Origin of the sequence: Synechococcus sp. WH 5701 (assembly GCF_000153045.1) — a bacterium.
Taxonomy (GTDB): domain Bacteria; phylum Cyanobacteriota; class Cyanobacteriia; order PCC-6307; family Cyanobiaceae; genus Regnicoccus_A; species Regnicoccus_A antarcticus.
In genome coordinates this window covers 561,353-584,591 of sequence record NZ_CH724159.1, presented here as the reverse complement: position 1 = coordinate 584,591, position 23,239 = coordinate 561,353, and the positions used below count along the sequence as shown (strand labels likewise).

Here is a 23,239-nt window from a genome sequence, read left to right as displayed (position 1 = left end):
CTACGATCCGCCCGCCGGCCGCGATCCCAGCAATGCGCTTCAGCACCTTGCTCACGCACCTGAGCGAGCTGAGCGAGGCCAGCCCGAGAGACCTGGCCACTGATCCTGAGCTGATCACGGCGGCGGCCGTCGACCGGGCTGGCGCGGCGGAGCTGGCCTTTCTCGAGCCCGGCCACAGCCTGGCGGCAGCTCTCGAAACCTGCGCGGCAGGCGCTCTGCTCTTGCCGGCCGATGCCGCGCTGCAGGAGCTCGCCAGTGCCCGGGGCATCGCCTGGGTGGCCCTGAAGAACCCGCGGCTGGCCTTCGCCGAGGCCCTCGAGGCCCTGCACCCCCCCCGCCGCCTGCCGCCCGGCATCCACCCCAGCGCCGTGGTCGCCCCGGGGGCAAGCCTGGGGCGGGGAGTGCACATCGGTGCCCATGTGGTGGTGGGTGAGGGCAGCGTGATCGGCGATGACTGCACCCTCCACGCCGGTGCCGTCCTCTACGACGACGTGCAGCTGGCCGAGGGCTGCGAGATCCACGCCAATGCGGTGCTGCACCCCGGCAGCCGCCTGGCCCGCGGCTGCGTGGTCCACTCCACGGCGGTGGTGGGCTCGGAGGGGTTCGGCTTCGTGCCCACCGCCAGCGGCTGGCGCAAGATGCCGCAGACCGGGCTGGTGGTGCTGGAGGAGGGGGTGGAAGTGGGCTGCGGCACCACCATCGATCGCCCCTCGGTGGGGGAAACCCGCATCGGCGCCGGCACCAAGATCGACAACCTGGTTCAGATCGGCCATGGGGTGGTCACCGGCCGCGGCTGTGCCCTGGCCTCCCAGGTGGGCATCGCCGGCGGCGCCACCCTCGGCGATGGGGTGATCCTGGCGGGGCAGGTGGGCGTGGCCAACCGGGCCAGGATCGGTGATCGCGCCATCGCCTCCTCCAAGTCGGGGATCCACGGGGAGGTGGCCGCCGGCGAGGTGGTGAGCGGCTACCCGGCCATCCCCAACCGCTTGTGGCTGCGCTGCTCCGCAGCTTTCAACAAGTTGCCGGAGATGGCGAAGACCCTGCGCCAGCTGCAGAAGTAGCCTCGCGCCCAGCGCATTCTTCACCTCCGCGGGCCTGCAGCCAATGACCAGCTACCGCATCACCCTGCTCCCCGGCGACGGCATCGGACCGGAGATCACGGCCGTGGCGCGGCGCCTGCTCGATGCGGTGAGCGTGCGCCATGGCTTCGGCCTCACCTACGACGAGCAGCCCATCGGTGGCGACGCCATCGACCGCACGGGTGTGCCCCTGCCGGAGACCACCCTGGCGGCCTGCCGCAGCGCCGACGCCGTGCTGCTGGCTGCGATCGGCAGCCCCCGCTTCGATGCCCTGCCCCGGGAGCAGCGGCCTGAAACCGGCCTTCTGGGCCTCAGGTCGGGCCTTGGCCTGTTCGCCAACCTGCGCCCGGTGAAGATCATTCCGGCCTTGATCGGGGCCAGCACCCTGCGGCCGGAGGTGATCACCGGGGTGGATCTGCTGGTGGTGCGCGAACTCACCGGCGGCATCTACTTCGGCACACCCAAGGGGCGGGTGGAGGCCGAAGGCCGGGTTCGGGCTTTCAACACCATGGTCTATGCCGACGACGAGATCGACCGGATCGCCAGGGTGGCCTTCCAGTTGGCGCGCGAGCGTGGCGGCAGGCTCTGCAGCGTCGACAAGGCCAACGTGCTTGATGTCAGCCAACTCTGGCGCGACCGGGTGGAGGTGATCGCCGCCGAATATCCCCAGGTGGAGCTCAGCCACCTCTACGTCGACAACGCCGCGATGCAGCTGGTGCGCGCGCCTCGCCAGTTCGACGTGCTGCTCACCGGCAACCTCTTCGGCGACATCCTTAGCGACGAGGCGGCGATGCTCACCGGCTCGATCGGCATGCTGCCTTCGGCTTCGCTGGGCGCCGAAGGGCCCGGCCTGTTCGAGCCGGTGCACGGCTCCGCCCCCGACATCGCCGGGGCTGACCTGGCCAACCCGATGGCGATGGTGCTCTCGGCCGCAATGATGCTGCGGGTGGGCCTGAAGCAGGAGGCGGCGGCCTGCGAGCTGGAAGCGGCCGTCGACCGGGTGCTCAGCGCCGGATACCGCACGGGCGATCTGATGGCCGAGGGCTGCACCCAGCTGGGCTGCTCGGCCATGGGCGAACAGCTGCTGGCGGTGCTCTGAGCGGCTGCACCGCTGGCAGCCGAGTGCTGCCGGACCGGTGACCTGCCAAACTCGATTCCTTCATCCTCCCGCCCTGCGCCGATGTCCAAGCGTCACCCGGTTGTAGCTGTCACCGGTTCCTCGGGCGCGGGGACCAGCACCGTCAAGCGTGCCTTCGAGCACATCTTCCAGCGGGAGGGGATCGTGCCGGCGGTTGTCGAAGGAGACAGCTTCCACCGCTTCGAGCGTGGCCCGATGAAGGAGCAGATGGCCCAGGCCCAGGCTTCCGGGGTCAACTTCTCTCACTTCGGCCCCGAGGCCAACCTGTTCGACAAGCTGGCCGAGCAGTTCCAGTCGTACGGCGAAACCGGTGGCGGCCAGAAGCGCTACTACCTCCACTCCGTGGAGGAAGCTGCCGAGCACAACGCGCGTCTCGGCACCCAGCTGGAGCCCGGCCAGTTCACCCCGTGGGAGCCGATTCCCTCAGAGACCGACCTGCTCTTCTACGAAGGCCTGCACGGCGGCGTGGTCGGCGACGGCTACGACGTGGCCTCCCTGGTCGATCTGCTGATCGGCGTGGTGCCGATCGCCAACCTGGAGTGGATCCAGAAGATCAGCCGTGACAACGCCGAGCGGGGCTATTCAGCCGAGACGATCGTGGACACGATCCTGCGCCGCATGCCCGACTACATCAACCACATCTGCCCGCAGTTCAGCCGTACCGACATCAACTTCCAGAGGGTGCCCACGGTGGACACCTCCAACCCGTTCATCTGTCGCAACATCCCCACCCCGGACGAGAGCTTTGTGATCATCCACTTCCGCAAGGGAGCCCGTGAGAAATGGGGCATCGATTTCTCCTATCTGCTGCGGATGATCAACGGCTCCTTCATGTCGAGCCCCACCAGCATCGTGGTCAACGGCGGCAAGATGGGCTTCGCCATGGAGCTGATCCTCACTCCGATCATTCACCGCATGATCGAGGATAAGAACAAACTCGCCTGAGCGATTAAGCTGCAGGGGCCGATCGGAATGGGTGAGGCCGATTACCTTCGCCACACCTCCATCATTCGACCCCACATCCCCGGCGGCTTCCACCGGTTCCGGAAGGGCGCCCATGCCGTCTTTCGAGATCCGAGGTGCCTCCAATCCCGGCAACCCTCCGGTGCGCTGGGATCAGATCAACAGCGGCGTGGTCATCAAGCAGGCACGCCGCGTCTATTTCCACTACGTGGAGCAATGCCCTGGGGGGGCGGAGCCGATCGGAATCGTGCTCGAAAGCGGCGGTGGCCAGGGCCGGGTGGTGTTTGAGGCACCGGTGCTCCTACCGCATGAGCAATTCGTGCCTCTGGAACTGATCCGCGGCCGCAGCGCTGGTCGACCCCGCACGATCCGAAGTCCCCAGCGTGGCTGAGCGAACGCCAACCGCGCCTTAGTGCCATGCCTGTGAAGCCCGACACGGCCGCCAACCTCCTGATGCCCCTGCTGGTGGCCCTCGTTGGGGCCTGCGTCGGCAGCTTTCTCAACGTGGTGGGCTGGAGGCTGCCACGGCGGGAGTCGGTCGTTCTGCCCGCCAGCCACTGCCCCCGCTGCGGAGTGCACCTGGCCTGGCACCAGAACCTGCCGGTGCTGGGCTGGCTGCTGCTACGGGGCCGCTGCGGTCACTGCCGGGGCCCGATCTCCCCCCGCTACCCCCTGGTGGAACTGCTCTGCGCCGGTCTCTGGGTGGCCGCCCTTCAGGCCAGCCCCACCGCTCTGGGGGACGCGCCCGCCTGGCTGCTGATCGGCGCCGGCTGGCTGCTGATCAGCTGGCTGCTGCCGCTGCTGCTGATCGACTGCGACCATCTCTGGCTGCCGGAACCCCTCTGCCGCTGGGGTCTGCTGCTGGGCCTGGCGGTCACCCTCGCCGCCGGCCTCAGCCAGTCAGGGGAGGTCGCCCGTACCCTGCTCTTCAATCACCTGCTCGCCGCCTGTCTGGGGCTGCTCGCCTTCGAGGGGCTCAGTGCCCTGGCCGAGCGGCTGATGGGCAAACCGGCCCTGGGGCTGGGCGACGCCAAGCTCACCGCCCTGCTGGGGGCCTGGCTCGGGCTCACGGGCATGGGCCTGGCGGTGACCCTGGCGGTGTTCAGCGGTGCGGTGGTGGGACTTCTCGGCCGGCTGAGCGGAAGGCTCCAGCCAGCTCAACCCTTTCCCTTCGGCCCCTTTCTCGCCCTTGGGGGCCTGGCGGTCTGGCTGGCGGGGGAGGGCTGGTGGCTGCAGCAATGGAGCCGGTGGGGCGCCACCCTTTAATGGAGTCACCGCTCCGTTGCCAGGTCCCATCCCGTGTCCCTGTTCGACTGGTTCGCCGATCGCCGCAAGGCCAATCCGGTCGTGCGCGCCACCCAGGAGGTCGAAGACGGGGACGGACTCTGGAGCAAGTGCCCGGAATGCGGGCTTGTGGTGTACCGCAAGGATCTGATTGCCAACGCCAGCGTCTGCAGCGGCTGCTCTTACCACCACCGCATCGACAGTGACGCCCGCATCCGGGTGATCGCCGATGAGGGCAGCTTCAGCGCCATCGACAGCGAGCTAGCCCCCACCGATCCCCTCGCCTTCAAGGACCGTCGCAGCTACGCCGACCGCCTGCGCGACACCCAGCAATCCACCGGGCTGCGCGATGCGGTGGTCACCGGCCACTGCCGCCTTGAGAGCCTGCCCCTCTCGCTGGGGGTGATGGATTTCCGCTTCATGGGCGGTTCAATGGGTTCGGTGGTGGGCGAGAAGCTCACCCGGCTGATCGAGCAGGCCACCGAACGGCGCCAGCCCCTGCTGATCGTCTGCGCCTCCGGCGGCGCCCGCATGCAGGAAGGGATGCTCAGCCTGATGCAGATGGCCAAGATCTCCGGTGCCCTGCAGCGCCACCGCCAGCAGGAACTCCTCTACATCCCCCTGCTCACCCATCCCACCACCGGCGGGGTAACGGCGAGCTTCGCCATGCTGGGCGACCTGATCCTGGCCGAGCCCAAGGCCCTGATCGGCTTTGCCGGCAGGCGGGTGATCGAGCAGACCCTGCGCGAAAAGCTGCCCGAAGGCTTCCAGACCGCCGAGTACCTGCAGGAGCATGGGTTCGTTGATCTGATCGTGCCGCGCACCCGCCTGCGCAGCACCCTGGCCAGCCTGCTGCGTCTGCACGGCGTCACTGCCATCCCGACCACGGCACCGGTGGCGGCATGAACGGTCTGCAACGGTGTCTGCGTGCCGCCGTGCTGGCGGCAGCGGTGTTGCTGATCGCCCTGGCGGCGGGACCCGGCCCCGCCAGCGCTGGCCCGGTGAACTGGCAGGAGGTGCCCGAGAGCACCGCCGGCCGCCAGTGGTGGGATACGGGCAGCCTGCGCCTCAGCCGTGGCGGTGAGCTCTCGGTACTCACCCGGTTCCAGCCGGCCTCGGAGGATCGAGGCCAGCTCTACGTGATGGAGCTCGACTGCGGTCAGGAGCTCTACCGCGACACGTCCGTGAACGGCCTGCCCCGCTTCAAGGCCGAATGGCAGCCCACAGGCGGAGATGACCTGATCAGCGAAGTGCTGGATCAGGCCTGCGCGGCCGGCTCCGAGCTGCTGGCGTCCCGTTGATCCTCTGAACCCCGAGCTGCCATGAGTCAACCCCTCCAGGTCGCCGTGGCCGGCCTCGGCTTCGGTGAGAAGGTGCACCTGAGCGCCCTGCGGGCCTGCCCGGGCACCGAGCCGGTGGCCCTCTGGCACCCCAGAGCCGAGCGCCTGGAGGCCGCCTGCCGCGCCGCTGAGTTGCCGGGCCACAGCGACTTTGCAGCGCTGCTGGCCGATCCGACCGTGGAGGCGGTGGTGATCGCCACCCCGCCAGGCCCCCGCTTCGAGCTGGCCCTCGCCGCCCTCAAAGCCGGCAAGCACCTGCTGCTGGAGAAACCCGTCGCCCTGGAAGTGGCCCAGGTGAGGGAGCTGAGGCGGCTGGCGATTGAGCGGGGCCTGAGCGTGGCGGTGGATTTTGAGTACCGGGCGGTGCCGGTGTTCCAGCAGCTGCGGGCGCTGCTGAGCCAGGGAGTGCTGGGGGAGCCTTGGCTGGTGCGCTTCGATTGGCTGATGAGCAGCCGTGCCGATCCCAGCAGGCCGTTCAGCTGGGCCTCGCAGCGCTCGCAAGGGGGCGGTGTGCTCGGCTCGCTCGGCACCCATGCCTTCGACAGCCTGGAGTGGCTGGTGGGGCCGGTGCGCCAGCTGAGCGCAAGCCTCTCCACCGCCATCACCCAGCGGCCCCTGCCTGGACGCACGGGGCACTTCGGAGTCGTGGATGCCGACGATGTGGCCCTGCTTCAACTGGAGCTGGAATCAGCCTCCGGGGCGTCGGTGCCGGCCCAGCTCAGCCTCTCGTCGGTGACCCGCGCGGGCCGGGGCTGCTGGCTGGAGTTCCACGGCAGCGAGGCCAGCCTGATCCTGGGCAGCGACAACCAGGCTGACTATGTGCACGGCTTCCACCTCTGGCTGGCCCGGCCGGGGGAGCCGCCCCAACCGGTGCCGCCCGATCCGGCCCTGGCCTTTGGCCGCACCTGGGCCGACGGCCGCATCGCCCCGGTGGCGCGGCTGCAGGGCTGGTGGAGCGACAGCGTGCGCGAGGGCCGGCCGATGCTGCCGGGCCTGGCCGAAGGAGAGCGCAGTCAGCTCTGCTGCGACCTGGCCCTTGAGGCCGCCGCCAGCGGCCTGCGCCAGAGCCTCGGCCGCTGAGGCCTGAATCACAGGGGATCAACTAGACTCGCGCCCAGCCTGCGTCAAGGTCCCGACGCCGGTGATCCGGTCCTCCGGGGCCGACCCTGACGCACCACCCACCCAACCTCCAGAGGTTTTTCCCATGGCCCTCGTTCCGCTTCGGCTGCTCCTCGACCACGCCGCTGAGAACGGCTATGGCATCCCGGCGTTCAACGTCAACAACCTCGAGCAGGTCCAGTCGATCATGGAGGCGGCGCACGAAACCGACAGCCCCGTGATTCTGCAGGCCTCCCGCGGCGCCCGTCAGTACGCCGGTGAGATCTTTCTGCGTCACCTGATCATCGCCGCCACCGAAACCTATCCGGACATCCCGGTGGTGATGCACCAGGACCACGGCAACAGCCCCGCCACCTGCTTTGGCGCCATCACCAACGGCTTCACCTCCGTGATGATGGACGGCTCGCTCGAGGCCGACGCCAAGACCCCCGCCAGCTACGACTACAACGTGGCCGTCACCAAGGAAGTGGTGGATGTGGCCCACGCCGTGGGTGTGAGCGTCGAGGGCGAACTGGGTTGCCTCGGTTCCCTGGAAACCGGCAAGGGTGAGGCCGAGGACGGCCACGGCTTCGAGGGTGCCCTCTCCCGCGAGCAGCTGCTCACCGATCCCGCCGAGGCCGCCGACTTCGTGGCCAAAACCAAGGTGGATGCCCTGGCGATCGCCATCGGCACCAGCCACGGCGCCTACAAGTTCACCCGTAAGCCCACCGGGGAAGTGCTGGCCATCTCCCGGATCGCCGAGATCCACAAGGCCATCCCCAACACCCATCTGGTGATGCACGGCTCCAGCTCCGTGCCCCAGGAGTGGCTCGACATGATCAACAAGTTCGGAGGTGCCATCCCCGAAACCTATGGCGTGCCGGTGGAAGAGATCCAGAACGGCATCAAGAACGGGGTGCGCAAAGTGAACATCGACACCGACAACCGTCTGGCCTTCACCGCCGCCGTTCGTGAGGCGGCCTTCAAGGATCCCGCCAACTTCGACCCCCGCCACTTCAACAAGCCGGCCCGGGCCTACATGAAGAAGGTGTGCCTCGACCGCTACCAGCAGTTCTGGTGCGCCGGCCAGGCCAGCAAGATCAAGCAGCAGAACATCAACTACTACGCCGCCCTCTACGCCAAGGGCAGCCTCGATCCCAAGACCGCCGTCGCCGTCTGAGGCCTGAGGTTCACTTCTTTGCTGAACATCTGAACAGCGTTAGCTGATCAACCAAGGGCCCGAAGGGGCCCTTTTTTATGGCTTGCAATCCCTGTGACCAGCGCTCAGGGAATGGGCTCGAGGGCAGAGAGGGGCAAAGCCGGGAGTGCCGTTTCGGCTGACGTGGCCATCAGCGAGTCAAGCGCCTTGGCAAGATCGGGCTCCATCGCGAAGCGGCGGCCATCGGTGACCACCACCCGCACCAGCGTGGGCAGGTCGTTGTTCTTCGACTGCAGATAGATCGGCTCCACATAGAGCAGTCCCTTGCCCACCGGCAGCACCAGCAGGTTGCCGCGCACCAGCTGGGATCCCGTGCGGTTCCACAGTCCGAACTGGAAACTGATGGTGGGGTCCTGCTCGATCAGCGCCGAGATCTGCTGCGGGCCCAGCAACAACCGCTGCTGTGGAAAGCGCACCAGCACCAGTTCGCCGTAGTGGGGTGGATCGTTGCGAACGGCCAGCCAGCCCACCAGATTGGTTCGCCGCACCGGCGAGAAGGGCAGCAGCAGCACGAATTCGGGCCGCTGCTGGCGGGGAAGCTGCAGCGTGGCGTGATAAGGCTCCACGGGAATGTTGCTGGATCCGTAGATCTCCAGCGGCACCGCCCAGACGTCGTCGCCGTTGTAGAAGGTGCGCACATCGGTGACGTGATAGCGCAGCAGCCGCTCCGACTGAATCGTGAATTGGGTGAGCGGCACGCGGATATGGCTCAACAGAGCCTGGGGCATGGCCTCAAGCGGCTTGAACAGCTCGGGAAATGCCCGCTGCCAGGTGCGCAGGATCGGGTCGGAAGGATCGTTCACATAAAGCCAGAGCCGGCCATCGTGGGCGTCCACCACCGCCTTGACCGGATTGCGGAAGTAGCGAATGCCGCTGGGATTGGCATCGCTGTAGGGATAACTGCGGCTGGTGGTGAACCCATCGAGCATCCAGTACTGGTGCTGCTCAGCGCGGAAGCCCGGCTCGTTCTCGACCCTGGCGGTGACCAGGTAAGGCTCGGTTTCGAAATGCAGGAAGGGGGCCAGGGCCTCAAGCCGCTGGTTCACCTGACGGCGAATCAGCAGCCGCGACTCGGGGGTGAAGGATCCTGTCAGCAGCACCCTGGGCTCCCGCAGATAAACGGCCGCCTTGAATCGCTGCCAGGAGTTGTTCAGCAGAATTCCTCTCTCCCCGTCGTAATGGGTGTAGACGTTGAGCTCCCCGTCAGGGAAGTCGAACTCCTGCACCTTGGTGGGCGCAATCACGTAGGGCGCAGGCGCCGAGGCGTAGTAGAGGCGGGGGCGGCCCACCGGCAGGGCCGCTCGAGCCGCCTCATCGCTGATGCCGAGCTTCGGGATGCCCTGGACGCGGCCGCTGCTGCCCAGGTCTTTGACAAAGAACTGGGGCAGGCCATCGCTGCCGAAGCTGTTCACCGGCGAGACGGTGAAGCCGTAGCCATGGGTGAAGACCAGGTGGCGGTTCAGCCAGGTGCGCGACCCGGCCGGAAGCGCGCCGCTGTCGAGTTCCCGGGCCGCAATCAGCACCTGCTGAGAGCCGTTGCGCAGGGGATCGCCCAGAAGGGGATAGCGGTCGACCGCCGCCGAAGGGAAGGTGTAGTAGAGCCGAAGTTGCTGAAGCTGGCGGTTGGCGGCCAGCAGCGGCTTGCTGTCCCAGAGCCGGATGTTGGCCAGGGTGCCCTGCGACCCCGCCAGGTCGGCCGACGTGACCTTCTGCTGGGGCTCAAGGATCTGTTCATAGAGCCCCTCCAGCCCGAAAGCGCGGCGGGTGGCCTGGATGCTTCGCTGCAGGTAAGGGGCTTCCACCTCCAGCTCCCGCGGTTGGACCCAGAAGCGCTGCACCTGGGGCGCCACCAGGAATTCGGCCACCGGCACCAGCAACAGGGTCCCCAGCAAGGGCAGCAGCACCGCCTGGCGCAACCACTGGCGGCGCACCGAGAGCAGCAGACCGGCAGCCGAGAGCAGCATCAACGCCGCCAGCAGCAGGCGCAGAGGCAAACGCACATGCAGGTCGACGAAGCCGGCGCCGGAGGCGACGCCGCTGCCCTCGACCATCAGATCGAATGGAGCGAGAGCGCTGCTGAAAGCCATCACCAGTGCCAGCACGGCAATCTGGGGCTTGAGTGCGGCCTGTTGATCGCGGCTGAGCCCCACGAAGCGCAGATCACTGAAGCTGCTGCCTTCGGTGAAGGTGAGCCAGAGGCAGGCGGCCAGGCCAACGGTGGTCTGGGCGATCAGCACACTCAGCAGCAGATGAAGCGCGGGCAGGCGCAGAACCGTGAAACTGAGATCGAGATGGGTGAGGGGATCCCCCTCCCCGAACCGCACCGCCAGCAGGGCGGGCAACCACAGGCTCCAGCCCCTTGCCAGGGCGGTGGCTGATCCGGCCAGGGCAGCCACCAGCACCAGCCTCAGGGTCGGCAGCGGCTTCACCAGCAGCGGCAGCAGCAGTCCGGCGGCCATGGCGAGCAGCAGCGGCAGCGGCAGCTCGGCCAGCACCGGAAAGCCACTGAAGATCTCACCGCTGAAGGGGGCGCTGATCAGCCCCCGGGCCTGGACGATCAGGTAAGTGAGTCCGGCGGCCAGGAGCAGCTCCAGGCCCACCAGCACCAACACCAGGGGCAGGGGCTCCAGCCGCAGCATCGCCTGGCGCGGCATCACCTTGGTGGCACTGGCGCTGCGCAGTCGCCAACAACGCTGCAGCTGCTGCATCTGCAGGGAAACCCCCAGCCCCATCACCAGCAGGAACGCCCCGATCTGCAGCCACCAGCGGCGCCACAGCACCGATTCGAAGCCGAACTGGGCGAACCAGTCGAGCTCAAGGCCCAGCCGGGAGATCAGCACCAGCGCCAGCGGGGGGAGCGCCAGCACAGCCAGGGCCGCAGGCAGCGACAGCAGGCGCGGAAAACGGGAGGCCACGGAGTGAGGTTAGGCAGCGGCGGGCAACAACGCCTGCGCCGCTCTTCAGCACGGCGGGGGCTGTCCGGGCCAAATACCCGACCCAGCAGATCGGCTTTAACGGAGCCTTCCTGCCGGCGCTGTTAGCTTGGCCCCACAGCTGTTGTCGGGCCTTGACCGCCACCCTCTCCCGCACCACCTTCACGGGCCTGCGCTGCAAGGAATGCGGCCACCCCTATGAGGCCGGTGCCCGCCACGTCTGCGAGGACGTCTGCTTCGGCCCGCTGGAGGTCGTCTACGACTACGACGAGATCCGGCGTCGCGTCAGCCGGGCCTCGATCGAGGCCGGCCCCACCTCGATCTGGCGCTACCGCGAGTTTCTGCCGATCGAGGGTGATCCCATCGATGTGGGCACGGGCTTCACCCCCCTGCTCAAGGCCAACCGGCTGGCTCGCCGCCTGGGCCTCAAGAACCTCTACATCAAGAACGACGGCGTCAACATGCCCACCCTGTCCTTCAAGGACCGGGTGGTGTCGGTGGCGCTCACCCGCGCCCGCGAACTGGGCTTCACCACGGTGAGCTGCGCCTCCACCGGCAACCTGGCCAACTCCACCGCAGCCATCGCCGCCCACGCCGGCATGGAGTGCTGCGTGTTCATCCCCAGTGATCTGGAGATGGGCAAGGTGCTGGGCACCCTCATCTACAACCCCACTCTGATGGCGGTGAAGGGCAACTACGACCAGGTGAACCGCCTCTGCTCCGAGGTGGCCAACACCTACGGCTGGGGCTTCGTGAACATCAACCTGCGCCCTTACTACTCCGAGGGCTCCAAGACCCTCGGCTATGAGGTGATCGAGCAACTGGGTTGGCAACTGCCGGATCACATCGTGGCGCCCCTGGCCTCCGGCTCCCTGTTCACCAAGATCCGCAAGGGCTTCGACGAATTCATCAAGGTGGGCCTCGTCGACGAGAAGCCGGTGCGCTTCAGCGGCGCCCAGGCCGAAGGCTGCAGCCCGATCGCCCAGGCCTTTGCCGAAGGCCGCGACTTCATCACCCCGGCGAAGCCCAACACGATCGCCAAGTCGATCGCCATCGGCAACCCGGCCGACGGCCCCTACGCCATCGACCTCGCCAACCGCACCAACGGCACGATCGCCGCAGTGAGCGACGCTGAAATCATCGACGGCATCAAGCTGCTGGCTGAAACCGAGGGCGTGTTCACCGAAACCGCCGGCGGCACCACGATCGCGGTGCTCAAGAAGCTGGTAGAGCAGGGCAAGATCGACCCCAGCGAAACCACCGTGGCCTACATCACCGGCAACGGCCTGAAAACCACCGAAGCCGTGGCCTCGTCCGTGGGCGAACCGCACACAATCGAGCCCCAGCTCGCCAGCTTCAATGCCGCCTGGGAGCGGGCCCAGTCGCTGCACCGCGCCAGCTGGGAGCCGATCGGCGTCTGAGGCAGCCGATCCATCTCCCCACCACCATCCTTTCGTGGCGGCTGCCGCCGCCTTCCACCGTCATGGCGATTCAGGTTCTGATCCCCACCCCCCTGCAAAAGTTCACCGCGGATCAATCCAGCGTCGAGCTGGAGGCCACCAACGTCGATGGGCTGCTGCAGGCCATGGAGGGCCGCTTCCCCGGCATCCTCGCCAGGCTCACCGATGAGAGCGGCAAGCTGCGGCGCTTCCTGAACGTCTACGTGAACAGCGAGGACATCCGCTTCCTCGACAACCAGGCCACGGCCCTCGCCGACGGCGATGAGGTCAGCATCGTGCCCGCCGTCGCCGGTGGCTGATCAGGCTCCGCTCACAACGGCGCCCCGCCCCCGCACAGGTGTGCCCGCAATCACCCAACGGGGTGGTGCTCGTCCATAGGCTCAGCGCACGTTCCGTGCGGCTGGATTCATGACCCAAGCTCCCGAAGCCCCGGTGGCCCTGCGGCCTGATGAGAGCGCCGCCCTGTCGATGGCTCCGGCCGGCAAGGCCCTGCTCTTCGACTACCGCCAGGCGGCCAATCCGGTGCGGCGTGGTCTGACCGAGCCGATTCCGGAGGGGCACTGGGGACCTGAGCTGCACGCCAGCGGCCCCAGCGCCATCCTTCCCCTCGATCTCAGCCACGAGCTGGGTTGCCGGGGTCCGGCCACCAGCCCGGCCCTGAGCGCCAACTTCATCCGCATCCTGGCCGGTGAGTCGATCAGCGCCGGGGCCAACGCCACCAGCTTCCTGTTTTATGTCTGGCGTGGTGCCGGCCGTTGCCGGCGGCCGGCGGGCGTCCTCGGCGGTGCGGTCGATCAGGAGTGGAGCCAGGGGGATCTGTTTGTGTTGCCCTGCGGCGAGGCGGCCCAACTGGAAGCCCGTGAAGAGAGCGTTCTCTACTGGGTCCACGACGCCCCTCTGCTCAGCCACCTGGGGGTGAGCGCCGATCAGCCCCGCTTCGAGGCCACCCATTACCCGGGCGAATGGCTGCGGCGGGAGCTGGCTGCCCTGGCGGCGGAACCCAGCAGCGCGCGCAGCAACCGGCTCAGCCTGCTGCTGGCCAACAGCGACCTTCCCTCCAGCCGCACCGTGACCCACACCCTCTGGGCCATGTACGGACTGGTGCCGGCCGGGGCCGTTCAGCCCCCCCATCGCCACCAGTCGGTGGCCCTGGATCTGGTGATCGCCTGCGCCCCGGGCTGCGCCACCCTCTCGGGGCCCGAGCTCAATCCCGACGGCACGATCCGCAACCCCCTGCGGATGGAATGGGAGCCTGGTGCCGCCTTCGTGACCCCGCCGGGCCACTGGCACGGCCACGTCAACGAGAGCGGCGAGGACGCCCTGCTGCTGCCGATCCAGGATGCCGCCCTGCACACCTATCTGCGCAGCCTCGACATCCGCTTCACCTGATCAACCCTCTGGCCGGATCCGGCTCTGTGTCTCAGGCGTGCCCAGGCACCGGCACGGCCGCAGGGGGACCGGACTCGGCGGGGAGAGCCCCGGTGGCCTCGAAACGATCGACGATGACCCGGAATTCATCTCCCCCGAGGGTTTCCTGCTCGATCAGCCGGTCGACCAGCTCATCCATGAGGGCACGCCTGGGGCGCAGGAGGACCAGCGCCTGATCCAGGGCATGTTGTGAGAGCTGACGCACCTGAAGGTCGATCTGACGGCCGGTGGATTCGGCGTAGCTGGGTCGGGTGTGGAGCAGATCACGGCCGAGGAACACCTCATGGCCATCCCCCTCCAGAGCCACCTGACCAAGGGGAGAGAAGCCATAGCGGGTGACCATCTCGCGGCTGATGCGGGTGGCCATCTGCAGATCACCGGAGGCGCCCTGGGTGATCTCGCTGGGACCGAAGACCACCAGCTCGGCGGCGCGGCCGCCCATGACCACCACCAGACGGGCCTCCAGGTAGGCCTTGCTGATTAGTCCCGAATCGAGGATCTCCTCATCGGGCATGGTGCGGGCGAAGCCCCCGACACCGCCGGAGCGGGGCAGCAGGGTCACCTTGTCGAGCTTGTCGGCATGGGGCACCAGACAGCTGAGCAGGGCGTGGCCGATTTCGTGATAAGCGATCAGGCGCTTCTTGGCGCTGTCCTGGAGAGGGGCCACCGCCAGGCCCATGGTGATGCGTTCCAGGGCGTCGCTGAGCGCCTGATCGTCGATGCTGCTGCGATGACGGCGGGCGGTGAGGATGGCCCCCTCATTGAGCAGGTTGGCCAGATCGGCGCCGGAAAATCCTGGGGTGCGCGCGGCCCAGGTGCTCAGCGACACTGACGGATCGAGGGGGCGGCTGCGGGCGTGCACTGCCAGGATCGCTTCGCGGCCACGGCGGTCAGGCAGGTCCACCTGGATCTGGCGGTCGAAACGCCCTGGCCGGGTGAGGGCCACATCGAGCACATCCGGGCGGTTGGTGGCCGCGATCAGGATCACACCCGAGTTCTGCTCGAAGCCATCCATCTCCGTGAGCAGCTGGTTGAGGGTCTGCTCCCGCTCATCGTTGCCGCCACCGATGCCGGCGCCGCGCTGGCGCCCCACCGCATCCACCTCGTCGATAAAAATGATGCAGGGAGCTTTCTCCTTGGCCCGCTTGAACAGATCGCGCACCCGGCTGGCGCCCACCCCCACGAACAGCTCCACGAACTCCGAGGCCGCCATCGAGAAGAAGGGAACCCCAGCCTCGCCGGCGATCGCCTTGGCCAACAGGGTCTTGCCAGTGCCGGGCGGCCCCACCAGCAGCACCCCCCGGGGGATCTTGGCGCCTAGGGCCGTGAAGCGCTCCGGTTGCCGCAGGAAGCTCACCACTTCCTGCAGTTCAGCCTTGGCCTCATTGATGCCGGCCACGTCCTCGAAGCGGACACTGACCGAGCCCTCCGGCTGCAGGCGGGGCTGGCTGCGGCCGAAACCCATCGCTTTGCTGGCCACCTGGGAGGAGCGGCGCAGCAGCAGTGTGAGCCCACCCAGCAGCAGCACCACCAGCAGCACATTCACCAAAAGCCCGGCGGTGGCGTCGTCCTGGCGGTCATCACGCACCGTGAGCGGTACGCGGCTCTGCTCGGCCGTGCGCAGCAGCAGCGAATCATTGGCGAAGACGGGCACCCGGATGCTGCGGCCGTCCTTGAACTGAACCTGCACCTCCCGCTGCCGGGGGGAGAGTTCCAGCTCCTTGATCGTGCCCCCCTCGATCAGTTTCAGCAGCTCGCTGTAGGAGGGCGGTGGTTCGGACTGGCCCACAAGGCGGCCGATCAACCCCCCTTCCCGGGGCGGGCTGGACGGTGGGGTGGTGGCCTCCGGCTGGGCCGGTGCCGCGGCCAGGAGAGCACGGACACCCTCCGGCCAAAGAGGGAGCACCGGACGCGGGCTGCTCACAGGGTTCTGCTTCTGGGGCGAGCTTAGCGATTTGACGAAAGGCCTCACGACAGCGGAAGATTATTGTTTGGCTGATCGGGCGGGATGGCTGTTCCCAAGAAGAAAACCTCCAAAGGCAAGCGCAATCAGCGCCATGCCCACTGGAAGGCGAAGGCAACCGTGGCCGCCCGCAAGGCGATGTCGCTTGGTAAGGCCGTGTTGAGTGGTCGTGCGCAAGGCTTCGTGTATCCGATCGACGAATCCGCCGACGACACCGAGAGCTGAGCTCCGCTCAATTCAGCCCTCAACCGGCTCCTTTGTGCGTGATCACGATGCGTCGTCCGCCGACCCGCTCCAGATGCAGCGGCGCTTGCCATCGAGCTTGATCAAGGCGGTGGCGGCCGAAGATCCTGGCACTGTTCTCTCCAGTCCAACCTGATAGAGCTCAGGGGGCAGCGAGGCAAGGGTGGCCCGGACCATGGCCGCCACCTCTGAAGCCTGGAGTCCCTGACCAGAGGATCGGCGCTGGCGTGCTTCGGCCTGGAGGCGCCAGCGCAATGGCAGGCTCCAGCGGCTGGGCCGGAGCAACCAGAGCCCATCGAGCTGATTCCAGAGCGGCTGGTAAGCCTGCAACTCCTGGTCCCAGCGGGGCAGCCAGGCCAGTTCCGCAGGACTCAGTGAGTTGTTCCACTCGTTCAAGGGCTTGGCCATCGCCATGGAAAGGGCGCTCACCCCCAGGGCCCGGCAGCCCACCAGCCAGCCCTCCAGCACGAGCACGTCAACGGCTTCGAAGCGGCGCCAGCCGGCCCGATCCCCCTGAGCGGCGCGCAGACGTTTGTCGAAACGGGGCAGCTGCAGCGGCTCCCCCGAGCGCCAGCGCCGCAGGCACTCCAGCAGCAAGGGCACGTCGTGGCTGCCGGGCGGAACGCGACTCACCCCGAAAGGATTGCCCGCCAGCCGCTGCAGCCTCTGCTCAAAGGGGAGGTAGGCGTCATCGATCGAGACCACCGCCAGGCGCAGGCCGAGGCTGGGGGCCAGCCGCTCCAGCTCCCGGCCAAGGGTGGTCTTGCCTGCGCCCACCGGCCCGTTCAGCCCAATCAGCAGCGGATACCGCAAGCCAGCTCCGCCGTTGCCAGACCTGGAGTAACAGCTGCTGAGCAGGGGCAGGATGAGGCCCCAGAGCAGGCTGGGATGGGGCGGCCCCTGCCAGGCCCCGAGCCGCTGACGCCACTCCTCCGCCCAGGCGAGGGGATCGCTGACGCCGCAGCGGACCAGCAGCCGGCGGTGGGGCTCCGGCGGGAAGCACCAGGGCCAGGGAGGGCCGCTCACGAGCCGAGCTTGAACCCTTCCAGCACCACGGCGTAGACCACCCCGATGCGCAGGTTGTCGCAGAGCACCCAGCCCAGGGAAGGTTCACCCCGCACCCAGTGGCTGCGCAGACGAGCCACCAGCTCCACCAGCACCACCAGCAGCAACACCATCAACGGGCGTGGCCCCACCTGATAGAGCACGAAGGAGGTGACGTTGTTGCCGGCAAACAGGCCGAGCAGCAGGGCGAGCAGGGCCAGACTGCGGTGGCGCCAATTGCCGCGCCATCCGGAGAGAGCCGTGCGGCCGCTGCTCTCCAGTGCCTGCTGCAGGCGGGTGGATTGCACGGGCAAGGGGCTCATGGCACTGGTGGCAACTGCTCCAGGTAGGAGAGCGTGATCAGGCCGCCGGCACAAGCGGGCCCTCGCAGCACCCTGATCGGCGCCGTGGGCTCCCCCAGGCCATCCGTCAGGCTGGAGGCGGCACGGAACAGCGAGGCCGAGTCCTGGCTGGAGGCGGTACTGAGGGTCACCAGGCAGCGCAGACCGGCTGCGGTGGCCGCCGCCAGGCCCGCCTGGGAATCCTCCAGGGCCACAGCCTGGCCGGGGTCCAGCCCCAGGCGCTGAAGGGCCAGCACGTAAGCCTCGGGATCGGGCTTCTTGGCGCCCACATCGTCTGCACAGATGCGCAGCGGCAGCAACCGGCTCTGGTCCCTGAGCTGATTCTCCAGCAGGGCGGCCACCGCCTCACGACCGCTTGTCGTCACGATCGCCTGCTGAAGACCGGCCGTCGCCGCCGCCTTGATCAGGCGCCGCACGCCCGGGCGCAGCTGAACCTCACCAGCCACCACCAGCTCGCGGTAGTGGGCCTGCTTGGCTTGGTGCAAGGCGTCCAGCAGCGAGGCCTCAGGCTCCCCTCCCTGCTGGCGCTGAAGGAACCAGCGCAGCCGCTCACGCCCGCCGCTGATCGCCAGCAGCTCGATGTAGGTGGAGCGGTCCCACTGCCAGGGCAGGCCCTGCTGCGCAAAGGCCCGGTTGAAGGCGATCCGGTGGCCGTCGAGTTCGGTCTCGGCCAGCGTGCCATCCACGTCCCAGAGCAGGGCGCGCAGGGAACCCTTGACGTCACGGGCTTGCATCGGCTGAGGCTAGGAGCTGAGGGTGAGCCGATCAGAATGGGTCCACACTCCCGAGGTTCCTCTGCCCTTCACACCGCCCGAGCAGCGCTGGCAACTGCCCGTCCCCCTGCAGCCCAGTCAGGACGAGGACCTGGCCAGGGAGATGGCGGCCCTGGGCCTGCCACCGGAATTGCTGGCGGTGTTGCGCCGGCGGGGCTACGACAGCCCCGAGGCGATCAGGGAGCTGCTGGAGCCCCCGCCCGCCCCCGACCCCCGGCTGCACTTCGCCGACCTGGCCGTGGCGGTGCAGCGGCTCATGCGGGCCTGCGCCGAGGCGGAGGCAGTGGCGATCTGCGGCGACTACGACGCCGATGGCATGACCAGCACGGCCCTGCTGGTAGGGGTGCTGGAGCGGCTGGGGGCCCGGCCGCAGGCCGCCATCCCCAGCCGCCAGGACGAGGGCTACGGCCTCAATGCCGGCATGGTCGAACGCCTCTGGGGCGAAGGGGTACGCCTGCTGGTCACGGTCGACAACGGCATCGCCGCCCGGGAGGCCCTTGATCGGGCCCGCGATCTGGGGGTGGAGGTGATCCTCACCGACCACCACACGCTCCCCGCCGAGCACCCGCCCTATCTGGCCCTGCTCCATCCGGCCTGCACCCCCGAGGGTTCCCCCTACCGGGGCCTGGCGGGGGTCGGGCTGGCCTATCTGCTGGCGATGGTGCTGGCCACGGAGCTGGGTCGCGCCGATGCCACCGCCATGGCCCTGGATCTGTTCTGCATCGGCACGGTGGCCGACATGGCCCCCCTTCTGGGGGTGAACCGGCGCTGGCTGCGGGATGGACTCAGGCGATTGCATGCGTCGTCCCTGCCTGGCCTGCAGGCGCTGCAGAGGCTGGCGGGTCTGGGGGAGGAACCCCTCGATGCCACAGCGGTGGCCTTCAAACTGGCGCCGCGCATCAATGCCGTGGGGAGACTGGGGGATCCTGCCCTGGTGGTGGATCTGCTCACCACCAGCGACCACGACCGAGCCATGGCCCTGGCCCAGGACTGCGAGGCCCTCAACCGTCAGCGGCGGGAGCTCTGTGAGGCGATCGAGGCGGAGGCGGTGGCCCTGGTCGAAGCCGATGGCCCCGAGCCCAGCCCTTTTGTGCTGCTCGCCCAGACCCATTGGCATCACGGAGTGATCGGCATCGTGGCCGCCAGACTGGTGGAGCGTTATGGCTTGCCCGTGGCCCTGCTCGCCGGGGAGGGGGGCGGCAGGCTGCGGGCGTCGGTGCGGGCACCCAGAGGCTTTGCGGTCGATCAGGCCCTGAGCCACTGCGGCACCCTGCTGGAGCGCCATGGCGGCCATCCCGCCGCCGGTGGCTTCAGCGTGAAAGCAGAGCGGCTGGCCGATCTGCATGAGCAGCTCAACAGGCTGGCGGCCAGCTGGCTGGGCGACCGGGGCAGCGGCTCGCCGGTGGAGCCGGAGGCCTGTCTGGCCCTGCACCGCATCGGCCGTGGCTTCTGGCGCGACCTGCAGCGGCTGGAGCCCCTCGGGGCGGGGCTACCGGCGCCGGTGTTCTGGAGCAACGCCTGCCGGGTGATCAGTCAGCGGCTGCTGCGCGGCGGCCACCTTCAGCTGGAGCTGGAGCAGCAGGGCAGCCGTCTGCGGGCGATCGCCTGGCGCTGGCAGGGGGAAGGCACCGTGCCGGAGCTCGTGGATGTCGCCTACCGCCTGCGCAGCGACAGCTGGCAGGGGGAGGAGCGCCTGCAACTGGAGCTGGTGGGGTTGCGCGGCAGTGGCGGCGGGGATGTCCTGCTCAAACGGCGCCAGCGCTCCTACTGGTGCCGGCGCCAAGGGAATGGCGTGCTGATTCGCAATCAAGAAGGCCGGGAGCTCCATGTGGAGCTCCCGGCGCTTGATCAGCCGGCCTACCTGCGCGCACTCATCGACGAGGCAGCCCTGGCTCTTGGGATTCAGGCCTGAGCCCGATCAGAGAGCGCCGCGCTTGTAGAAGAGGATGAAGATCACGGCAGGGCCCGCCAGGGTGATCAGGGCCAGCGCCAGGAAGTTGGCGATCAGATGGAAATCGATTCCCATGGATGCGGCGCTCGGATAAAGACAGTCCGGGATTCAGCGTACGGGTCGCCGAGACCTCAGCCCACACCGCCCCCATGCCACTGTGACGCCTTGTCACAGCGGTGGGAGCTGATCGGATGGGCGCAGGACCCCACTGGAGCTGCATCAGCGGCTGCGGCGCCTGCTGCCGTCTGGACCCGGAACAACGGGGCGAAGCCCTCGACGCCCTCAGTGAGGAGCAGCGCCAGCTCTACCTCTCGATGGTGGGGGCGGACGGTTGGTGCCGCCACTTCAACACGGGCTCGAGAACCTGCCGCATCTACGCCGATCGGCCCGGGTTCTGCCGGGTGGGAGCCCTCGCCCAGCTGTTCGCCGTACCGCCCGAGCAGGGAGAAGCCTTCGCGATCGCCTGCTGCCGGCAGCAGATCCGAGAGGAATATGGAGGGCGCTCGCTCGTGATGCGTCGCTTCGAGCGCTCCACCCGTCAGCCTGGCGGCCAACCTGCGCCCCCAGCACCCAGCGAGCACCAGAACCAGCCATGAGCGACCTCGTCGATCCGGATCTCAGCGCTGGCCAGGAGGCCAGCGCCATCACTGAAGCCAGCTTGAGCCCTGAGGCCAGTGCCAGCTCCGAGCCAGAAACCCCGGAGTCGTCGGATTTTGTGGCGGTGGCCGCCACCACCTTCACCACGGTGTTTCTTGCCGAGCTGGGCGATAAGACCCAGCTGGCCGCTCTGCTGCTCTCCGCTGAATCCGGACGGCCCGGCGTGGTGTTCGCCGGGGCCGCCCTGGCCCTGATCTGCTCCAGCCTGGTGGGCGTGCTGCTGGGGCGCTGGCTGGCGGCGGTGCTGCCGGCCCAGCGCCTGGAGCGGATCTCCGGCGTCCTGATGGTGTCCCTCGGCCTCTGGCTGGGGGGGCAGGCCAGCCTCGGCCTGCTCCAGCCCGTCCTCGACTTCCCCAACCCCTGAGCCCCCTGGCGCAGCCATGCAGCTCCCACTTCTGGCCTCCACCTTCCTGACCGTGTTCGTGGCCGAGCTTGGCGACAAGACCCAGCTCACGATCGTGACCATCAGCGGCACCTCCAGCAACACCCTGGCGGTGTTTCTGGGCAGTGCTGGCGCCCTCGTGCTCGCCAGCCTGCTGGGGGCCCTGGCAGGCGGTTCGCTCTCCAGCCTGATTCCCACCGATGCCCTGCAGCTGGCGGCCTCCCTGGGCTTCCTGGTGATCGGCCTGAGGCTGATCCTGCGTTCCGGAACCGACGCTCCGTAAAGTTGTTGTCGGAGACATCGATGCCCCGGGGCTTCGCTGCACGCCCTGTCGGCATCATGCCGCGCGCCTCACCTCCAACTCCGCCTTGACGTTTCGATGAAGTTCACGGTCGCCCACCTGCTCGAGCAGCTCCCCGCCGCCGACGCCCTGCCGGTGGCCAAGCTGGAGAAAGCGCTCGGCCTGAGCCTCAACCCGGATAAATCTCAGCTGCGCATCGCCCTGGAGGGCCTGAGCCGGCTGGGGGTGTTGGTGGAAACCGAGGACGGCATCCAGCGGCGCCAGGACGACACCCTGATCGAGGCGCGTCTGCGCTGCTCCAGCAAGGGCTTCTGCTTCGCCCTGCGCGAGGACGGCGGTGAGGACATCTACATCCGCGATCACCAGCTCAACCACGCCTGGAACGGTGACCGGGTGCTGGTGAAGATCACCCGGGAGGGGGGCCGCCGCCGCTCTCCGGAGGGTGGCGTTCAGTGCATCCTCGAGCGGGCCACCACCCACCTGCTCGCCCAGGTGGAGCAGCAGGACGACCGTCTCCTGGCCGTGCCCCTCGACGACCGGCTGCTGACCTCGGTGGAGCTGCCGGGTTCCGATGCCAGTTACCTGGACCCCGAGAAGCAGTCGGTGGTGGAAGTGCTGCTCGACCGCTATCCGGTGGCACAGTTCCCGCCCTTGGGGCACGTGGAGCGGCGCCTGCCGATCAACGGTGGCGAAGAGGCCGATCTGGATCTGCTGCTCACCAAGCATGGTCTGCGCCAGCGGCCGGCGGCGCCCCGCTCCAGCCTGAAGGCCCCCGGCGAGAAGGACCGCACCGACCTGACGGCCCTGCCGACCCTGGTGCTGAGTGGCTGGAGTGGCGCCGACGCCCCGATCCTGCCTGCCATCTCCCTGGAGGACGGCGAAGAGGGCCTGCGCCTGTGGATCCACGTGCCGGCGCTGGCGGAACGCTTCACCCCCGGCGGCAGCCTCGATCTCTGGCTGCGGGAGCAGGGGGAGTCGATCTGCCTGGGCCGCCGCTGGCTGCCCCTGCTCAGCCCGGCGTTGAGCAAGGCCGCTGCCTTCAGGCCCGGTGAAACTCAGGCCGCCGTCTCGGTGGGGCTGCGCTGCAACGAGAGTGGGGAGCTGAGCGACTACCGCTTTGCCCTCACCAGCATCAAGGTGGATGCCGTTGTCGATGGCAGCGCCCTGCAGGCCCTGGCAGACCGCAAGCCCAAGGCCCGCACCGTCCCGGCGGCGCTCAAGCCGATCAAGGATCAGCTGCCCCAGCTGGAGCGGCTGCTGGAGATCACGACCCTGCTGCGCCAGCACCGGCTGGAGAGCGGCTCCCTGGAGCTGGATCTGCCCCGCCCCAGCCTCGACTCCCTCGGCGACCTCTGCGTCCCCGCTCCTGAGGAGCGCCGCCAGGGCTGGATGGTGCAGCTGCCCGAGCACCAGCCCACGGCCCTGCTGCGGGAGCTGCTGATCCTCGCGAACCGCGCCCTCGGCGCCCATCTCTGCGCCCTGGGGCTGCCGGCAATTTTTGCGGTCAACCCGCCGGCCGATGGCACCGAGATCAACGAGGTGGCCAAGGCGGCCCTCGGCCTCGACATCCCGGTGGAGCTCAGCGACGACGGCAACGCCCCCGCCCCGCGCGACCTGGCAG

At 68.4% G+C, this 23,239-nt stretch carries 24 protein-coding genes; 18 read left to right on the top strand and 6 right to left on the bottom strand.

Features of this window, described 5'->3' with window-relative positions:
- Positions 1 to 32 precede the first annotated feature (32 nt).
- From lpxD to fba, 9 genes are all read left to right on the top strand, one after another.
- The gene (gene lpxD, locus WH5701_RS03875; RefSeq protein ID WP_006170659.1) at positions 33 to 1,061 is read left to right on the top strand and encodes a UDP-3-O-(3-hydroxymyristoyl)glucosamine N-acyltransferase; all 1,029 of its coding nucleotides are present in this window, start codon (positions 33 to 35) and stop codon (positions 1,059 to 1,061) included.
- A gap of 43 nt (positions 1,062 to 1,104) precedes the next feature.
- Entirely contained in the window at positions 1,105 to 2,178 is a 1,074-nt protein-coding gene (gene leuB / locus WH5701_RS03870) for a 3-isopropylmalate dehydrogenase (RefSeq protein WP_006170658.1), read from the top strand.
- Between the two features lie 81 nt (positions 2,179 to 2,259).
- On the top strand, positions 2,260 to 3,162 hold the full coding sequence (locus WH5701_RS03865) for a phosphoribulokinase (protein ID WP_006170657.1): 903 nt from the start codon (positions 2,260 to 2,262) through the stop codon (positions 3,160 to 3,162).
- A gap of 112 nt (positions 3,163 to 3,274) precedes the next feature.
- Complete coding sequence (locus WH5701_RS03860; protein ID WP_006170656.1) at positions 3,275 to 3,571, top strand: hypothetical protein; 297 nt, start codon at positions 3,275 to 3,277, stop codon at positions 3,569 to 3,571.
- A 26-nt stretch (positions 3,572 to 3,597) separates the two neighbouring features.
- A complete protein-coding gene (locus WH5701_RS03855) occupies positions 3,598 to 4,446 on the top strand; it encodes an A24 family peptidase (protein WP_006170655.1) in 849 nt (282 codons plus the stop codon).
- 33 nt (positions 4,447 to 4,479) lie between these two features.
- Entirely contained in the window at positions 4,480 to 5,370 is an 891-nt protein-coding gene (gene accD, locus WH5701_RS03850) for an acetyl-CoA carboxylase, carboxyltransferase subunit beta (protein ID WP_006170654.1), read from the top strand.
- Positions 5,367 to 5,765, top strand: a complete 399-nt coding sequence (locus WH5701_RS03845) for a hypothetical protein (protein WP_006170653.1) — start codon at positions 5,367 to 5,369, stop codon at positions 5,763 to 5,765. The genes accD and WH5701_RS03845 overlap by 4 nt, the downstream gene beginning before the upstream one ends.
- Before the next feature lie 21 nt (positions 5,766 to 5,786).
- Positions 5,787 to 6,884, top strand: coding sequence for a Gfo/Idh/MocA family protein (locus WH5701_RS03840; RefSeq protein ID WP_006170650.1), 1,098 nt, complete (start codon positions 5,787 to 5,789; stop codon positions 6,882 to 6,884).
- 124 nt (positions 6,885 to 7,008) lie between these two features.
- Positions 7,009 to 8,082 carry a class II fructose-bisphosphate aldolase gene (gene fba / locus WH5701_RS03835; protein ID WP_006170648.1) on the top strand — a complete coding sequence of 358 codons (1,074 nt, stop codon included), beginning with the start codon at positions 7,009 to 7,011 and terminating at the stop codon, positions 8,080 to 8,082.
- 104 nt (positions 8,083 to 8,186) lie between these two features.
- On the opposite strand, the gene WH5701_RS03830 is transcribed toward fba, so the two are convergent.
- Positions 8,187 to 11,036 carry a UPF0182 family protein gene (locus tag WH5701_RS03830; protein WP_006170646.1) on the bottom strand — a complete coding sequence of 950 codons (2,850 nt, stop codon included), beginning with the start codon at positions 11,034 to 11,036 and terminating at the stop codon, positions 8,187 to 8,189.
- A gap of 152 nt (positions 11,037 to 11,188) precedes the next feature.
- On the opposite strand from WH5701_RS03830, the gene thrC reads away from it, so the two are divergent.
- The 3 genes from thrC to WH5701_RS03815 all read left to right on the top strand — a co-directional run bounded on the left by thrC (position 11,189) and on the right by WH5701_RS03815 (position 13,903).
- A complete protein-coding gene (gene thrC, locus WH5701_RS03825) occupies positions 11,189 to 12,475 on the top strand; it encodes a threonine synthase (protein WP_006170644.1) in 1,287 nt (428 codons plus the stop codon).
- Positions 12,476 to 12,537: 62 nt separating this feature from the next.
- A complete protein-coding gene (locus WH5701_RS03820) occupies positions 12,538 to 12,813 on the top strand; it encodes a MoaD/ThiS family protein (protein WP_006170642.1) in 276 nt (91 codons plus the stop codon).
- Positions 12,814 to 12,922: 109 nt separating this feature from the next.
- Entirely contained in the window at positions 12,923 to 13,903 is a 981-nt protein-coding gene (locus tag WH5701_RS03815) for a hypothetical protein (protein ID WP_006170640.1), read from the top strand.
- A gap of 31 nt (positions 13,904 to 13,934) precedes the next feature.
- Here WH5701_RS03815 and ftsH read toward each other — a convergent pair whose 3' ends face one another.
- Positions 13,935 to 15,746, bottom strand: a complete 1,812-nt coding sequence (gene ftsH / locus WH5701_RS03810; protein WP_006170638.1) for an ATP-dependent zinc metalloprotease FtsH — start codon at positions 15,744 to 15,746, stop codon at positions 13,935 to 13,937.
- A 204-nt stretch (positions 15,747 to 15,950) separates the two neighbouring features.
- Between ftsH and rpmF the strand changes: the two genes are divergently transcribed.
- The gene (rpmF, locus tag WH5701_RS03805; RefSeq protein WP_006170637.1) at positions 15,951 to 16,130 is read left to right on the top strand and encodes a 50S ribosomal protein L32; all 180 of its coding nucleotides are present in this window, start codon (positions 15,951 to 15,953) and stop codon (positions 16,128 to 16,130) included.
- Positions 16,131 to 16,172: 42 nt separating this feature from the next.
- On the opposite strand, the gene WH5701_RS15655 is transcribed toward rpmF, so the two are convergent.
- The 3 genes from WH5701_RS15655 to WH5701_RS03790 are packed head-to-tail and all read right to left on the bottom strand — an operon-like array spanning position 16,173 to position 18,288.
- Positions 16,173 to 17,174, bottom strand: a complete 1,002-nt coding sequence (locus WH5701_RS15655) for a hypothetical protein (RefSeq protein ID WP_006170636.1) — start codon at positions 17,172 to 17,174, stop codon at positions 16,173 to 16,175.
- Positions 17,171 to 17,515: a DUF565 domain-containing protein gene (locus WH5701_RS03795; RefSeq protein WP_006170635.1), complete on the bottom strand. Its 345-nt coding sequence runs from the start codon at positions 17,513 to 17,515 to the stop codon at positions 17,171 to 17,173. The genes WH5701_RS15655 and WH5701_RS03795 overlap by 4 nt, the downstream gene beginning before the upstream one ends.
- A complete protein-coding gene (locus tag WH5701_RS03790; protein WP_006170634.1) occupies positions 17,512 to 18,288 on the bottom strand; it encodes an HAD-IA family hydrolase in 777 nt (258 codons plus the stop codon). The genes WH5701_RS03795 and WH5701_RS03790 overlap by 4 nt, the downstream gene beginning before the upstream one ends.
- A gap of 22 nt (positions 18,289 to 18,310) precedes the next feature.
- Here WH5701_RS03790 and recJ point away from each other — a divergent pair, with 22 nt between their 5' ends.
- Positions 18,311 to 20,239, top strand: a complete 1,929-nt coding sequence (gene recJ, locus WH5701_RS03785; protein ID WP_006170633.1) for a single-stranded-DNA-specific exonuclease RecJ — start codon at positions 18,311 to 18,313, stop codon at positions 20,237 to 20,239.
- 6 nt (positions 20,240 to 20,245) lie between these two features.
- Here recJ and psb30 read toward each other — a convergent pair whose 3' ends face one another.
- Complete coding sequence (psb30, locus tag WH5701_RS03780; protein ID WP_006170631.1) at positions 20,246 to 20,353, bottom strand: photosystem II reaction center protein Ycf12/Psb30; 108 nt, start codon at positions 20,351 to 20,353, stop codon at positions 20,246 to 20,248.
- 116 nt (positions 20,354 to 20,469) lie between these two features.
- Here psb30 and WH5701_RS03775 point away from each other — a divergent pair, with 116 nt between their 5' ends.
- The 4 genes from WH5701_RS03775 to WH5701_RS03760 form a co-directional block, all read left to right on the top strand.
- Entirely contained in the window at positions 20,470 to 20,874 is a 405-nt protein-coding gene (locus WH5701_RS03775) for a YkgJ family cysteine cluster protein (RefSeq protein WP_006170628.1), read from the top strand.
- A complete protein-coding gene (locus WH5701_RS03770) occupies positions 20,871 to 21,299 on the top strand; it encodes a TMEM165/GDT1 family protein (RefSeq protein WP_006170626.1) in 429 nt (142 codons plus the stop codon). The genes WH5701_RS03775 and WH5701_RS03770 overlap by 4 nt, the downstream gene beginning before the upstream one ends.
- 16 nt (positions 21,300 to 21,315) lie before the next feature.
- On the top strand, positions 21,316 to 21,600 hold the full coding sequence (locus WH5701_RS03765; protein WP_006170625.1) for a TMEM165/GDT1 family protein: 285 nt from the start codon (positions 21,316 to 21,318) through the stop codon (positions 21,598 to 21,600).
- 96 nt (positions 21,601 to 21,696) lie between these two features.
- Positions 21,697 to 23,239 (top strand): RNB domain-containing ribonuclease (locus WH5701_RS03760; RefSeq protein ID WP_006170624.1); only part of this gene is annotated, 1,543 nt, incomplete at its 3' end.